10 protein-coding genes and 1 other annotated feature are annotated in these 13,583 nt (G+C 54.8%); of the genes, 3 read left to right on the top strand and 7 right to left on the bottom strand.

From position 1 onward, the window contains the following. Positions 1 to 9: 9 nt before the first annotated feature. From GZH47_RS10010 to leuA, 5 genes are all read right to left on the bottom strand, one after another. Entirely contained in the window at positions 10 to 1,062 is a 1,053-nt protein-coding gene (locus GZH47_RS10010; protein ID WP_162645166.1) for an ABC transporter ATP-binding protein, read from the bottom strand. A 117-nt stretch (positions 1,063 to 1,179) separates the two neighbouring features. Continuing rightward, positions 1,180 to 2,004 carry an ABC transporter permease gene (locus GZH47_RS10015; protein ID WP_162639965.1) on the bottom strand — a complete coding sequence of 275 codons (825 nt, stop codon included), beginning with the start codon at positions 2,002 to 2,004 and terminating at the stop codon, positions 1,180 to 1,182. Positions 2,005 to 2,107: 103 nt separating this feature from the next. Next, positions 2,108 to 3,148: a LacI family DNA-binding transcriptional regulator gene (locus GZH47_RS10020; RefSeq protein WP_225446428.1), complete on the bottom strand. Its 1,041-nt coding sequence runs from the start codon at positions 3,146 to 3,148 to the stop codon at positions 2,108 to 2,110. Positions 3,149 to 4,396: 1,248 nt separating this feature from the next. Further along, entirely contained in the window at positions 4,397 to 5,689 is a 1,293-nt protein-coding gene (ltrA, locus tag GZH47_RS10025; RefSeq protein WP_162639967.1) for a group II intron reverse transcriptase/maturase, read from the bottom strand. A gap of 653 nt (positions 5,690 to 6,342) precedes the next feature. Beyond that, positions 6,343 to 8,001: a 2-isopropylmalate synthase gene (gene leuA / locus GZH47_RS10030; RefSeq protein ID WP_162639968.1), complete on the bottom strand. Its 1,659-nt coding sequence runs from the start codon at positions 7,999 to 8,001 to the stop codon at positions 6,343 to 6,345. A gap of 82 nt (positions 8,002 to 8,083) precedes the next feature. Beyond that, positions 8,084 to 8,346 (bottom strand) — a binding site (T-box leader). Between the two features lie 167 nt (positions 8,347 to 8,513). On the opposite strand from leuA, the gene GZH47_RS10035 reads away from it, so the two are divergent. From GZH47_RS10035 to GZH47_RS10045, 3 genes are read left to right on the top strand one after another with little or no spacing between them, the layout of a single operon-like run. Continuing rightward, the gene (locus GZH47_RS10035; RefSeq protein ID WP_162639969.1) at positions 8,514 to 9,842 is read left to right on the top strand and encodes a spore germination protein; all 1,329 of its coding nucleotides are present in this window, start codon (positions 8,514 to 8,516) and stop codon (positions 9,840 to 9,842) included. A 5-nt stretch (positions 9,843 to 9,847) separates the two neighbouring features. Further along, positions 9,848 to 10,918 carry a GerAB/ArcD/ProY family transporter gene (locus GZH47_RS10040; protein ID WP_162639970.1) on the top strand — a complete coding sequence of 357 codons (1,071 nt, stop codon included), beginning with the start codon at positions 9,848 to 9,850 and terminating at the stop codon, positions 10,916 to 10,918. Next, positions 10,911 to 11,993, top strand: coding sequence for a Ger(x)C family spore germination protein (locus GZH47_RS10045; protein ID WP_162639971.1), 1,083 nt, complete (start codon positions 10,911 to 10,913; stop codon positions 11,991 to 11,993). Before GZH47_RS10040 ends, GZH47_RS10045 begins: the two co-directional genes overlap by 8 nt. Before the next feature lie 3 nt (positions 11,994 to 11,996). Here the strand turns inward: GZH47_RS10045 and kynB are convergent, their stop codons facing one another. Both kynB and kynA read right to left on the bottom strand, forming a co-directional pair. Continuing rightward, complete coding sequence (kynB, locus tag GZH47_RS10050; protein WP_162639972.1) at positions 11,997 to 12,623, bottom strand: arylformamidase; 627 nt, start codon at positions 12,621 to 12,623, stop codon at positions 11,997 to 11,999. Between the two features lie 56 nt (positions 12,624 to 12,679). Continuing rightward, positions 12,680 to 13,501 carry a tryptophan 2,3-dioxygenase gene (gene kynA / locus GZH47_RS10055; protein ID WP_162645167.1) on the bottom strand — a complete coding sequence of 274 codons (822 nt, stop codon included), beginning with the start codon at positions 13,499 to 13,501 and terminating at the stop codon, positions 12,680 to 12,682. Positions 13,502 to 13,583: the final 82 nt, after the last annotated feature.

A 13,583-nucleotide genomic window follows, 5' to 3' on the forward strand; every position in this document is an offset into this window, starting at 1 on the left:
CCGGTAGGACTAAGCTTCCGGATAAGTAATGACTTTCTTGAAACTGACGCGAATCGGATCGCCCGAATTCAGCTCTTTGACGGCATCCCGCGGCTGAAAAGCCCGGATAACGCCGTACTCCGGCAATTGAATCGACACTTCGGCATAGTGACCCAGAATCATGATCTGTTTGACGACGCCGGGCAATCCCTCTTGTTCTTGACTTGACATCATGACATCTTCAGGCCGGATTGCCAGCCATACCCCGCCGGACAACGATTTCGAGTTCGGAAATTTCAACTTCCCTACGGTTACTTGGCCTTCCGAAATCACCCCTTTCAAAAAGTTCATTTTGCCGATGAATTGCGCGACGTACAGCGTGTTCGGCTGGTCGTAAATCTCTTGCGGCGATGCGATCTGTTCGATGTTGCCGTGATTCATAACGACGATGCGGTCGGAAATCGACAGTGCTTCTTCCTGGTCGTGCGTGACGAATACCATCGTGAGACCTGTCTCCGATTGAATCTCGCGCAGCTCCTCCCGCATCTCATGGCGCAGCTTGGCGTCGAGCGCGGAGAACGGTTCGTCCAGCAGCAGCACGGCGGGCTTCAACAGCAAGGACCGGGCCAGCGCGATACGCTGCTGCTGGCCGCCGGAGAGCTGGCCGGGATATTTGTTCTGAGCGTCCGGCAAGCGAACCAGCTTCAAGACATCCTCGACGGCTTTGCGGATATCCGCCTTCTTCATCTTGCGTATTTTAAGACCGAATGCCAGGTTATCGAACACCGTCATATGCGGCCATAGATTGTAGCCTTGAAACACCATCGAGGTCGGACGTTTCTCCGGCGGCGACTTGAGCACGCTCGCGCCTTCGATCAGAATGTCGCCGGAATCCGGCTCGAGAAACCCGCCGATGCTGCGCAGCACCGTCGTTTTGCCGCAGCCGGATGGACCGAGCAGCGTCACGAGCTCGCCTTTGCGCACGTCGAGCGAGATCGATGTAACGCCTTCGCCGGTGCGGTAACGTTTCGACAATTGTTGAACGGAGAGCTGGATCGCCCGCTTGTCCTGCACTTCTCTCATGTCTCTATTGCCTTGAAGATTCTGACTGTCTTCGTTGTCCAGCCTGTCCGAAATGCGTTTATCTTGAATGCCCTGCATACCCATAATGGCCTCCTTAGCCTTGCGATAGTTGCTTCGTTACTTCAGCGTAAATCCGCTGGACATGACATCCGCGCTTACGAAACGTTTGGCGGCGAGCAGCAGAATAATCGTCGGAGCCGTCAAAATGATGGAGAATACCGCCCCGGCGTAGGCCGGGTAATCGCTGATGATGGAATACATGACGATCGGCATCGTTTTGTAATTCGGGATCCCGACCAGGAACGTCCCCTGCGCTTCGTCGAGCGAGTTCAGGAACGTGAAGATCGAGGCGACGATTATGCCCGGCAAGGCCATCGGCAGCGTAATCTTGAGAAACACCCGGAACGGGCCCGCTCCCACGTCTCTCGCCGATTCTTCCTGCGCTTGATGCACGTTCCGGAAGGCGGCGGTCGGAATCCACGTCATGAACATGAGCACGTTGATCATATGGATCAGCACGACGCCGAGCAGCGTGTTCATGAGACCCAGCTTGTAGAAGAGCACCGCGATCGAGACGTACAGCCCCATCTTCGGGAAGGCGTGCGTCAGCAGGAACGAGAACAGGAAGAACTTGCTGAACGGAAACCGAATGCGGGCGAAGGCATAAGCCGCCGGGATGCACAGCACGATGGACAAGCCCGTTACGATGGCGGCGATCATGAAGGATAGCCCGATCGATTGCGGGATGTCCTCCTGCTTGAAGACGAAGGTCCACCATTTCATGGACCATTGATGCGGCATCACGTCCGGATAGTTCCATTTTCCCGTGAAGGCCAGAATGGCTAGATTCAGCAGCGGCCCCAGGAAGAAGATGACGAAGAGCACAAGGACGATGAATTCGACGATTTTTCGCGTTCCCAACGCTTTGAAATACCAGCGCATGAATGGTTGTCGCTCCTCTCGGGTTGGTGTTTGGTTAGATGCTTTTCGTTGAGTGGCTTGTCGTTAGATGATTAGTCGTTAGATGGCTAGTCGAGTTAGATGGCTAGTCGTTGAATGATTGATCTTTCGCTGAGCATGCGGTCGATTGTCTGACGATTAGCCGGGGCTTCAGCTGACCGGGAGGCAAGACGTTCGTTTCCTGCCGGATTAACTGATCCAGCAGCCGGACGGACTGAGTGCCCATCTCAGCGGCATCCACCCGAATGGTCGTTAGCGACGGCGAGAACATGGAAGCGAAATCGACGTCATCGAAGCCGGCCACCGACACTTGCTCCGGAATGCGAACCGCCTGCTCCAGCAGGAATTTCATCGCGCCCATCGCGAGCATGTCGTTCGTGGCGAAGAGTGCCGTATGACCGCCCTTCCGAAAAGCGTCCCACTGGCGGCTCATGATCTCGTAGCCATCGCCGAAACTCGAAGTCGCCGCGGCTTGAATGGTCGACTCGGAGTCTTGGATCCCGACATGTCTCATGTAGGTCATGAAGCCCTTCAAGCGCAAATGATGGCTGCGATGGCTCTGCGGTCCAGCAATGATGAAGATCCGTTCATGCCCGGTTTGCGTCAGATGCTCGGCGACCATCCTTCCGCCTTCTTCGTCCTCATTGACGATATGAATGACGCCGTCGACGTCCGTCGAGCCGTTCACCATGACGAAGGGGACGCCGAAGCTCGTAATATGATCAATGACGTTCTGCTGCAGCCGGCTGATGAGAATGAGCCCGTCCACCCGCTTCTCCATCATGAAGTCGGCCGAACGGTATGACATATCGTGATCCGTCGTCACGAAGATGGAATAGTTCAATCGCGCCGCTTCCAGCAAGACAGCGTCGACGATTTTCCCGTAGAAGGGATGCGAGGCGATCGGATGATCCCTTCTGAACAAGAGCACGCCGATGTTATGCGTTCTTTGCGATACCATGGCTCTTGCGACCGCATTCGGTTTATAGTGCAATTCTTCGATCAGCCCGAGCACCTTATCGCGCGCTTCCGGACTGGAATAGCCCTTGCCCGAAATGATCCGCGAAACGGTGGATTTGGACACGCCTGCATGCTTGGCGATTTCTTTGATAGTCGGATTATCCACGATGCACTCCCTTTCAAGACTATGAGACCGTTCCCACATGGGACCGTTCCCACAACTCAAGATTAGAGCAGCGATGTTCTTTCTGCGTAAAACCGAGGCTAAAGAATTGTAAATCTGGCGGCTTAAATATCCATGAAATGTAAAAAAAGACCGAATCAAGTCACGATTCGGTCTTTTTGTGTAAAGTGTAAAGCCGTTCGGGTCTGATTGCGGGTCGCATGCATGCGTCCTGCTCGGCTCGGATGCCTCCCGAATCGTAACGCGCCTATCGCGCCGAGTGACGCCGATGATTGGCCAGCCAGCTACTTGACGCAGACTGTCCGTCGCTAATCGTAACCGCCTATCGCGCCGAGTGACGCCGATGATCGGCCAGTCAGCTATTTGACGCGGACTGTCCGTCGCTAATCGCAACCGCCTATCGCGCCGAGTGACGCCGATGATTGGCCAGCCAGCTACTTGACGCAGACTGTCCGCCGCTAATCGTAATGCGCCTATCGCGCCGAGTGACGCCGATGATTGGCCAGCCAGCTACTTGACGCGGACTGTCCGTCGCTAATCGTAACCGCCTATCGAGCCGAGTGACGCCGATGATCGGCCAGCCAGCTACTTGACGCGGACTGTCCGTCGCTAATCGTAACCGCCTATCGAGCCGAGTGACGCCGATGATCGGCCAGTCAGCTATTTGACGCGGACTGTCCGTCGCTAACAAATCGTATCGCGCTTATTTTCTCATAAACGGGGGTTCAATTAATCTAACGAACTCCAGCGTCCTTATTACGTGGAAAACACTCGAAAATGGGTCATTTTCGAGCTTTTGCTTGAAATAGCGTGTGTGGAGTTCGTTACAATTTCAAAATGTTACTTTTTAATCAAATAAGGCTTGTAGGATTCGCAGCATTTTGGCGGGGTGACGGGGTGGCTGCGTGACGAGTTGGCGAGATCACGGGTTGGCAGGGTGGCTGGGTGGTTGGTTGGTGGCTGGTTGGTGGCTGGTTTTGCTTGGCAGCGGGAACCCAGACTTCGACTTCGGTACCGATAACGTGCACATCGACTCGATTCCATAGCGATCCCGGTATCGGCATACGAACGAATTGGTACTCGAACCGCCGTCTTCCCTCCGCTTCGCTGCATCCATCTTGTACGCCACTAGAGTAAAGGGCTGAATTCTTTCAGCCCCTCCTCATCAAACCGTACGTGAGGTTTTCCCTCATACGGCTTTCCGATGTTCGTCTTTCATGCGCATGCGATCTACACAAGCGTTTTTAATCCATACGTCTGGCTAAGATGTTTAACTTCATGTCCGAAACCGCGCCAGTTGCTACGTTGGCGCTTCTTTGCGTACCACTTCGTTAGCCGTTGCCGAATGTACCAGTCTAGCTTGGTCATCCACTTCACGCTGTACGGTGTCGCGTAGTAGTTCTTCCAACCCTGGATTCTCAAGTTGAGCCAGTTCACGTGTTCTTCAAACGACACTTGCCTCATGTTGGGTGGCGCGAGTCGTTCTTTCACGACTTCTCGCACATGCTTCTCTGCTTTTCTGCAAAGCCATTGCTGCGTCGTGTAGTACACTTGGTTCCGGCCCGTCTCTGCTTTCGTCTTTCGGTGGTGCATCCCCAGGAAGTCAAATCCTTCTTCTCCCGTCCATAGCCCCACAATCCGCGTCTTCTCTGGGTGCAAGGTCAGTTCCAGTCGCGCCATAATTGCTTGAATGAGCTTAAATGCATGCTCCGCTTCTTTCTTTGTCTTGCACACCACGACAAAGTCATCTGCATACCGCGTCAGTTCGCCTACTTCTCTGCCATGCCTTTCCCATATTAGATCGAAGTAGTTCAAGTAGATGTTCGCCAGCAGTGGTGAGATCACCCCGCCTTGTGGCGTACCAAGGTCCGAGCGTCTTACTTGCCCCTCTTCCATCACGCCTGCTTCGAGCCATTGCCGGATCAGCTTGAGTACGCGTCTGTCGCTGATGCGCATTTCCACCAGCTTCATCAGCTTCTCTTGGTTGATGTTATCGAAGTAGCCTTGGATGTCGACGTCGACCACCCAATTCCCTTTGCGGTTGCAGGCTTTACGGATTCGCTCCAGCGCTTGTTTCGCGCTTCGTTTCGGACGAAAGCCGAATGAGCATTCCTGAAAATCGGTTTCAAAGATCGGTTCCACAATTAGTTTCGTTGCCATTTGTACGACGCGGTCTCTCACCGTCGGGATGCCGAGCGGACGCTTGCGTCCATCTTTCTTCGGGATATAGTGGCGGCGTACGGGCTGAGGACGGTAGGTTTTCTGGAGCAACTGTTCTTGGCATTGTGCGACGAACTGGTCTTCACCCATCTTCGCAATGTCCGCCATCGTCTCACCATCTACGCCTGCCGCTCCTTTATTTGCCCGCACTCTTCGCCACGCTTCCTGTAGCACATCGATTCGGTGGACCTTGTCGTACAACGCATGGAACTTTCTACGCTTGTTTCTCTTGGCAGCATGACCTAGCTTCTCTTGGAGTTGTTGAACTTTTTCCTTCGGTGTCGTTAGCCATTTGGCATTCACTCACTCGTACCTCCTTGATTAGCTTGAACAAAGCAGGGCCCCTTCCCTCCCGCAGGTTGTGTTGTCCTGCGTTCTTCGGTACTATGCGCCCCTCGGACTCCCTTCCTGCAGACGGCTCACTTCACCTTTTGGGCTTATAGAGCGCCTCTTTACGGTTTCAAAAAAAAAAACTTTCCTTCCGTGCAGGGGAGGGTCTCCCCAGTTCACCGCATCTTCTTTCATGCCATGCCGATCCCTTTACGCCGGAGGATTCTTCGCTATCGCTCCAAGTTCTAGACAGCTTCCTTGGCCTTCGTCCATGTACGCAAGACTCGGCTTCCTCTTGTCCCTCTTGCGAGGCCTTTTTGTCGACGCGGCAGGATTCACTTCATGTTACGGCCTGACATGTCGCTCGCCCTGTCTCCGACAGGTACTTTTGTCGATACGCTTTTACGCACAGATTTCGCCATACGCAAGTATCCTAGCTACGCGGGGGCTTGGCCCCTCCCGCGACCGGACTTTCACCGGCTAGAAGATGCGTGCCTCTGGGCACGCCATACAAAAAAAAAACCGTCTCTTATTAATGGCTGGGGAGCCCCCCACCTTAATAAGAAACGGTTTCTTTGGTTTGCTTTTAATTGCGGTTCACCGGAAACGGAGCAGGTCGAATGACCTTAAACGCTCATTTGATTCACGGCGCTGAACAGAGCCTTGATCGACGAGGTCATGATATCCACATGAATTCCGCAGCCCCAATACACTTTGCCTTCCGCCGATTTGATGCCGATATAAGATACCGCTTGCGATTTCGAGCCTGTTTCCAGCGCGTGCTCCGAGTAAACGAGGTCGGAGTAATTCAAGCCGAGATGCGTTTGCAGCGCATTGCTGATGGCATCGAGCCTGCCGTCTCCCGTGCCCGTAATTTCCTTGACGACACTGCCGGTCCGGATGGTGACGGTCGTTTGGAACTCTTCGTCGTCGGAAGAGCGGAATTTCACGAACTCGACAGGCGTTGTCAGATTCACGTATTCCTTCACGAAAATATCGTAGATCTCGTTCGGCATCAGCTCTTTTTGCTGCTGATCGGATACGTTCTTCACGCAGTAGCCGAAGTGTTCGCGCATTTTCGGCGGAAGGTCGAGGCCGTACTTCTGCTGCAGGATAAATCCGATACCGCCTTTGCCGGACTGGCTGTTGATGCGAATGATATCCCCCTCGTACTCCCGGCCGATATCCTTCGGATCGATCAGCAGATACGGGACCGCCCAATGTTCCGGATCCACTTCCTCGCGCCATTTCAGACCCTTGGCGATCGCATCCTGATGCGAACCGGAGAAAGCGGTGAATACGAGTTCGCCGCCGTACGGGTGTCTCTCGCTCACACGCATTTTGTTCAATCGTTCGTACACGGCAATAATCGCAGGAATGTTCGTGAAGTCCAGCTTCGGATCCACCCCGTGCGAGTACATGTTCAAGGCCAGCGTGACAATGTCTACGTTCCCTGTGCGTTCCCCGTTGCCGAACAGCGTGCCCTCGACCCGCTGAGCGCCGGCCAGCATGCCCAGCTCCGCATCCGCTACGCCCGTGCCCCGGTCGTTGTGAGGATGAAGCGACACGATAACATGCTCGCGGTAGTTCAAGTGGTTGCTCATATACTCGATTTGGCTCGCATAGACATGCGGCATCGACATGGAAACCGTTGCCGGAAGGTTGATAATGACCGGCTTCTCTGCCGTAGGCTGCCATACGTCAAGCACGCTGTTGCAAATATCGAGCGCAAAATCGATTTCCGTGCCCGTGAAGCTCTCCGGCGAATACTGGAACCGGAAGTTCCCTTCCGTTTCCTCTGCGATCTGCTTGAGCAGTTTGGCACCGGCAATCGCGATATCGATGATTTCCTCTTTGGATTTGCGGAATACTTGCTCCCGCTGCGCCACGGAGGTCGAGTTGTACAGATGAACGACGGCTTGTTTCGCGCCTTGCAGCGATTCGAACGTTTTGCGGATAATGTGCTCTCTCGCTTGCGTCAGCACTTGGATCGTCACGTCGTCCGGAATCAAATTCTGCTCGATCAACGTGCGCAAGAAGACGAATTCCGTTTCCGACGCCGCAGGAAAACCGACTTCGATCTCCTTGAACCCGATCTCGACCAGCATCTTGAAGTATTCCAGCTTTTCCTCCAAGTTCATCGGAACGACCAGCGCCTGATTGCCGTCGCGAAGATCGACGCTGCACCACGTCGGCGCCTCGGTTACGTATTCTTTCTTCGTCCAATTCAAACTTGTTTCTGCAGGCATAAAATAGCCTCTGGCGTATTTCTCAACATTTTTCATGGATGTCATTCCTTTCGAGAGTATCTGCAGTTGATCCGTCCCGATTAGGACGGAACGCAAAAAAAGTCTTTCGTCTCCATATAACAGAGACGAAAGACTTTGACGTCTTACGCGGTACCACTCCGAATTCATGCCGAAATTGGCATGCACTTAGCAGATGCAGGTTCGCAAAGAAGCAAACCCTTATCCTCCTGATTGTAACGGCCAGGCTCCCGGTTCCACCTACTGTATTGATTCAGCGAACAACTCCAAGGCGAGTTCTGATTTTCTCCACCGCTGTTTCGCACCGTCCAACAGCTCTCTGATTGCTTAGAAAATCGTACTATTCCTTCTCAACGTATTTTGAATATTAATGATATTCTATACCACCCCAACCAGCTAATCAAGTACATACCAACGTAAAATACAGAAATTTACGAAATCGCGTCTTCCCCCGGCAGCCGTACTTCCAATGCCCGCAACCTACATAATTATGGGTGGGATTGCCAATGCTAGAGGTCAGGTGATGGAAAATGCTTGTAAAGCGCAGCAAGACGCAGCGAAAACAAATCGTTGAGCAACTGGGGCATGCATTGGACTTCCACATTCAGCCCATTCAAATATGCGGGATCTCCTTCGAAATGATCGCTTTGACCAGTCTGGTGGACGTGGCGGCAACCGCCCGGCGCATGTCGGAAGCCGGACGGGAACACGCGGCGGATTGGGAGGATCTGCTCGGCAATCTTGGCGCGGAAGCGCCGGGCGGGGACCTGGTCCTGGGCCTTCTCGAAGGCCGAACGCTTATTCTGCAGCCGGAAGGAACGGGAGCGGCCTGGGTGCAATCGGTAGAGCAGCAGCTGTATCGCCCGATCGGCACGCCGAATAATCAGAACATTCTCGTCTCCTCGCAAACCGGCTTCATCGAAGACCTGACGACCAATCTCGGGCTGATCCGGAGCGAGCTTCGTTCCCCGGATCTGAAGCAGGCGCATGTCGACATCGGCTCCCGCGAGAAGCGAAGAATCATGGTGCTTTCGCTTGCGCACGCGACGAATCCGGCTTTCGCGGCCGATATCGAGCAGGCGCTGCGCGCGCATGCGCATATCCCGTTCGCTTCTCTTCAGCAAATTTCGGGCTGGCTGTGCAGAAGGCCCAAATGGAATCCCATGCCTTCGTTCTTCAAGACGGAGTCGCCGCACGAGGTCGCCTTCTTCCTGAAGAAAGGACGAATCGTGCTGCTCGTCGAGGGCTATCCGGAAGCCGTCGTCGTCCCCGTGGAGCTGCCCGACCTGTTCATCGCGGATACGGACCGCGAGTACACGCCCGCGATCAAGTTCATGGTCGTCGCGTTTCGGATCCTTGGCGTGCTCATCGCCATCACCGCGCCCGCGGCTTATGTCGCTCTTATATCGGTGAATCCGGACGTCATGAAGGTCGAGCTCATTTACTCCATCGCGCTGAGCCGGGTCGGCGTTCCTTACCCCTCCTTGACGGAGGCGCTTATTCTGCTGTTCATCATCGAAATGTTGTTCGAAGCGCTCGTTCGGCTGCCGAAGAGCATCGGCCCCGCGATGACGATGGTCGGCGGCATTATACTCGGACAGGCCGTCGTCGAAGCGAATCTGGTCAGCAGCCTGCTGATTATCATCATTGCCGCTTCTACAATCGCCAATTTCACTGTCATCGGGTATCATTTTGCGCTCGTGATCCGGTTATGGCGCTATATCATGCTCTTTTTTGCCTCAATATTCGGACCGCTCGGCATCGTGTGCGGATTCTATCTTCTGATCTCGCTCATCAGCTCGGCTACGCTGATGCGGCAGCCAATGATCCCTTTCAAGCCCATTTCCAAGAAGGAGTGAACAGCATGAGCCGCGGAATCAGCGTAGCGACCTTCTATCTCGTGCTGCAGTACGGATTGTTCATGTTCGTGTACCCGCAAAGCGTCATTCAGTCCCAGCCTTCCGGCCACTGGTTCGTCATCATCCTCGGCTGGCTGTTCCAAGGCATTCTGCTGCGTCTGCTTGTCGGAGGCTTACGCGCCGAGAAGACGGATCTTCTTCTGAAATTCCAGCAAGCGGGCAAATGGTTTCGCTACTGCTTGGTTTGGCCGTTCATCATTAGCAACATACTGGCCATCGGGGTCATCGTCCGAGGACATGCCCAGATTCTAAGCATCCTGTATTTGCCTCACACTCCGTTATGGGTGCTGTTTGCGATGCTGCTCGTTACCGCGCTGAGCGTTTCCTACGCCGGGCGCGATTCGCTGCTCCGGCTATCGCTGGTCATCGGCAGCTTCGGTCTTCCTCTTGCGTTCTTAAGCTTCCTGTCCGCCGTGAAATACATGAACATACTCATGATTTTCCCGCTCAAGCCGACCCTCGACTTCATGGATGAACCGCGAATTCTGCCGGCGATATCCGTCTTCGTCAATGTCTTCGCCCTGATCGGCTTCTTCGGGCCCTATGCCGCATCCGAGAAGCGGTGGCTGTGGGGCGCCTGGGTCGTTTCACTCTTCTTATTCTTGTCAAACGTTTATCTCCCGATCAGCGCATTCGGCCAAGAGGTCGCGGATGATCTTCGTTTCCCGTTAATCCTGCTGTTGGACACGGTTCGGGTAAAATGGTTTTTCTTCGAGCGGATCTCCCTGTTCTACATCATGGCCATCTTGTTCAGCACGTTGATCAACATCAGCGGTCTGCTTTGGCTGACAAGGCAGCTTGCCATTAATTCCTCCATCGTTCCGAGACTGATTACGAATCCGGTAACCGTGGGGGCGCTTGGGATCGTCGTCGCTTTTTACATTCCCAGTCTGGAAGCTTTGGAACAGTTTTTGCGCTCGGGCGGGCCGCTGCGTTTCGGCTTGCTGTTCATCCTTTCGATAGCCAGCGTCTATTACCGCAATCGGGCGAAGATCGGAGGACAGCCGCGTGCGTAAGCGATTACGAATAGGGGTGCGGCTTCTCGCCGTCTGGCTCGGCTGCGGCCTGATGACGACGGGCTGCTGGGATTATCATGACATTAATCATCGCACCGTCCCGGTCATTATGGGGATTTCCAAGGGGCAGGAGAAAAGGTATAAAGTCTCGCTGCAAATCCCGATCCCTGCAGAGCGGAAGCTGAACGTCAAAGTCGTCTCCAGGGAAGCCGCGACGGTCAGCGAAGGCATTGACGTCATACGGGTCGATGTCGAGAATTACATCGATCTGCTCAGCATACAGCTCATCGTCGTCAGTCAAGGAATCGCCCAAGAAGGTCTGAAGGATGAAATGGCCAATGCCATCCGCTCTACGATGTTTTCCCCGAAGACATTGCTTGCGGTAACCAGCGGCGACATGGTGGAATTGTTAAGCAATACGAAGAACGCCATAACGAACGACATCACGACCTTCTACAAATTCGCGAACAAACGCGCCGGATGGACGCCCAAAACGGCGAAAACCAGCTTGATGGAATCTTTCGTCTCGACACGATCCTATACGCAGGACATCCTGCTTCCGATCATTAAGCCGGGCCGCGAAACGGTGCTCGAATTCGATGGCTCCGCCCTGATGAAGGAAGGGAAAATGATCGGCCGCCTGAGCGATCAAGAGACGCTGTTCGTGAACGTGGTCACCAACCGCTATTACGGCGCCGACGTCGAGGTGCTGCAGAATGCAAGCCTCACTATCCTGGCCGCCCATATGAATTGGAGCAGCAGGATGACCGGGAACGGTCCGGAATTGGTCGGCAAGCTTCGATTGCAAACCTCGCTCTCGGAATCGAGGACCGAGAAGTCCAAGAGCCAGCATGTATCGGATCTCGAAACGCTGTTCTCGAAAAACCTGAAGCAGGTCACGGACAAGCTGATTCAAACCGGCGCCGATCCGATGGGGATGGGCAATCATTTCCGAAGCAAAATCCCGTTCGAGAAGCTCGCGAAGTGGCGAAGCGATTATTATCCGGAATTAAAGGTCCGTTATCACGTACAGGTCGAGATAGCGAACTTGGGCAGCCTCGTGCAAGCGGAATAACTGCTAAACAAGCTGCTTCAATACGGCTCGCACCGGGCTCCCGTCGGCATGAACCAAGGGCAGCGGAAGGGCGGCAAGCTCATAGTCTCCCGGCGCCACATGATCCAGGACGAGCCCTTCCAGAATATGAATGCCCTGCTCCGCGAGCGCATGATGGGCGGGCAGCTCCTTGCTGTCGAGGAGATCGACGGATGGTAAATCAAGCCCGATCAGACGCACGCCGCGCGCCGCCAGGTAAGCCGCCGCTTGTGGTTCGACCGGCGGAATGCGCTGCGGAAACCGCTGCCGGTCCGTCCACGCATCCGTACGGATCAACAAGCGAACGACGCCCTCCAGGTCGAAACCGGCTAGCACGTCGATTCCGATGGAGGCCGCGTCCGGCAAATGCACGACGCGCGCCTTACCCATATAGATGTCAAGGTCCAACTCGGATACCTTCTTGCCCGCTGAATCGAAATGAAACGGAGCGTCGACGTGCGTGCCGGTGTGAATGCTCATCGTTACGCGGCCGACATTGACGGACCCGCTCTCCGCTTTGCCCCAAGCCACTTCGTAAACGAACGGCGTATCTCCCGGCCAGACGGCCGTCCGCTCGTCGAGCGGCTGCGAGATATCGATCCATGTGCGCATCGCGGCCTGCCTCCCTGTTAATCGCTATCTATTTGCGCCGTCATTGGCGAATCCGGCTATAACTTCGTTCTCAGACTCCAAAGTTCGGGGAAGAACTGCTGATCCAGCACCCTTTTCAAATACGTCACGCCGGACGACCCGCCCGTCCCCTGCTTATGGCCGATGATCCGTTCCACCGTCGTCATATGATTGAACCGCCAAATTTGCTGTTGGCTGCCGATATCGACAAGCTTCTCTGCCAGTTCATACAGGTCCCAGTACTGGTCCACGTCGCGGTACACCGTCAGCCACGCATCTTCCACGCTCGCGTTCGGCTCATAGTCGAGCGACCAATCGCGGTTCAGCGCCGCTGGATCGACGGGCAGTCCGCGCGTCGCCAATGCGCCGATTGCCGCGTCGTACAGGCTCGGCGCCCGAAGCGCCTCCTGCATCTGCGCGTACAGCTCCGTCTTGTGCCGGAAGACCGCCAGCATACGGGCGTTCTTATTGCCGAGCGCAAATTCGATCAGCCTGTTCTGATGGGACTGAAAGCCGGAGGACTGCCCCAATGAATGGCGAAAACCCATGTATTCGGCAGGCGTCAGCGTCGAGAGGATGCTCCACGATTGCGTCAGCTGCTGTTGTATGCGCGATACGCGCGACAGCATTTTGAACGACGGCTCGAGATCGCCGCCTCGGATGCTCTCGGCGGCGGCATACAGCTCGTGAAGGATCAGCTTCATCCACAGCTCGCTTGCTTGATGAATAATGAGAAACAGCATTTCGTCGTGGTGACCGGAGAGCCGATGCTGCGCGGACAGAATGTCGTCCAAATGCAGATAGTCCCCGTAAGACATCGCGTCGCTGAAATCGGTCCGGATGTTGTTGTCCATGGGCATGCCCCTCTCGCCGTAGAAAATTCCCGTCTGCTCTAGCTTATGCCGCGAGGCCGCGAGTTCGACTTGGCGTTCGTTATTGTAC

This window comes from Paenibacillus rhizovicinus (genome assembly GCF_010365285.1).
GTDB lineage: Bacteria > Bacillota > Bacilli > Paenibacillales > Paenibacillaceae > Paenibacillus_Z > Paenibacillus_Z rhizovicinus.

What these genes read in the sequence shown, in the direction of transcription:
- GZH47_RS10010 (WP_162645166.1), bottom strand. Translation starts at nt 1,062, where the DNA reads ATGAGAGAAGTGCAGGACAAGCGGGCGATCCAGCTCTCCGTTCAACAA.
- GZH47_RS10015 (WP_162639965.1), bottom strand. Translation starts at nt 2,004, where the DNA reads ATGCGCTGGTATTTCAAAGCGTTGGGAACGCGAAAAATCGTCGAATTC.
- leuA (WP_162639968.1), bottom strand. Translation starts at nt 8,001, where the DNA reads ATGAAAAATGTTGAGAAATACGCCAGAGGCTATTTTATGCCTGCAGAA.
- GZH47_RS10035 (WP_162639969.1), top strand. Translation starts at nt 8,514, where the DNA reads ATGCTTGTAAAGCGCAGCAAGACGCAGCGAAAACAAATCGTTGAGCAA.
- GZH47_RS10040 (WP_162639970.1), top strand. Translation starts at nt 9,848, where the DNA reads ATGAGCCGCGGAATCAGCGTAGCGACCTTCTATCTCGTGCTGCAGTAC.
- kynB (WP_162639972.1), bottom strand. Translation starts at nt 12,623, where the DNA reads ATGCGCACATGGATCGATATCTCGCAGCCGCTCGACGAGCGGACGGCC.
- kynA (WP_162645167.1), bottom strand. Translation starts at nt 13,501, where the DNA reads ATGCCCATGGACAACAACATCCGGACCGATTTCAGCGACGCGATGTCT.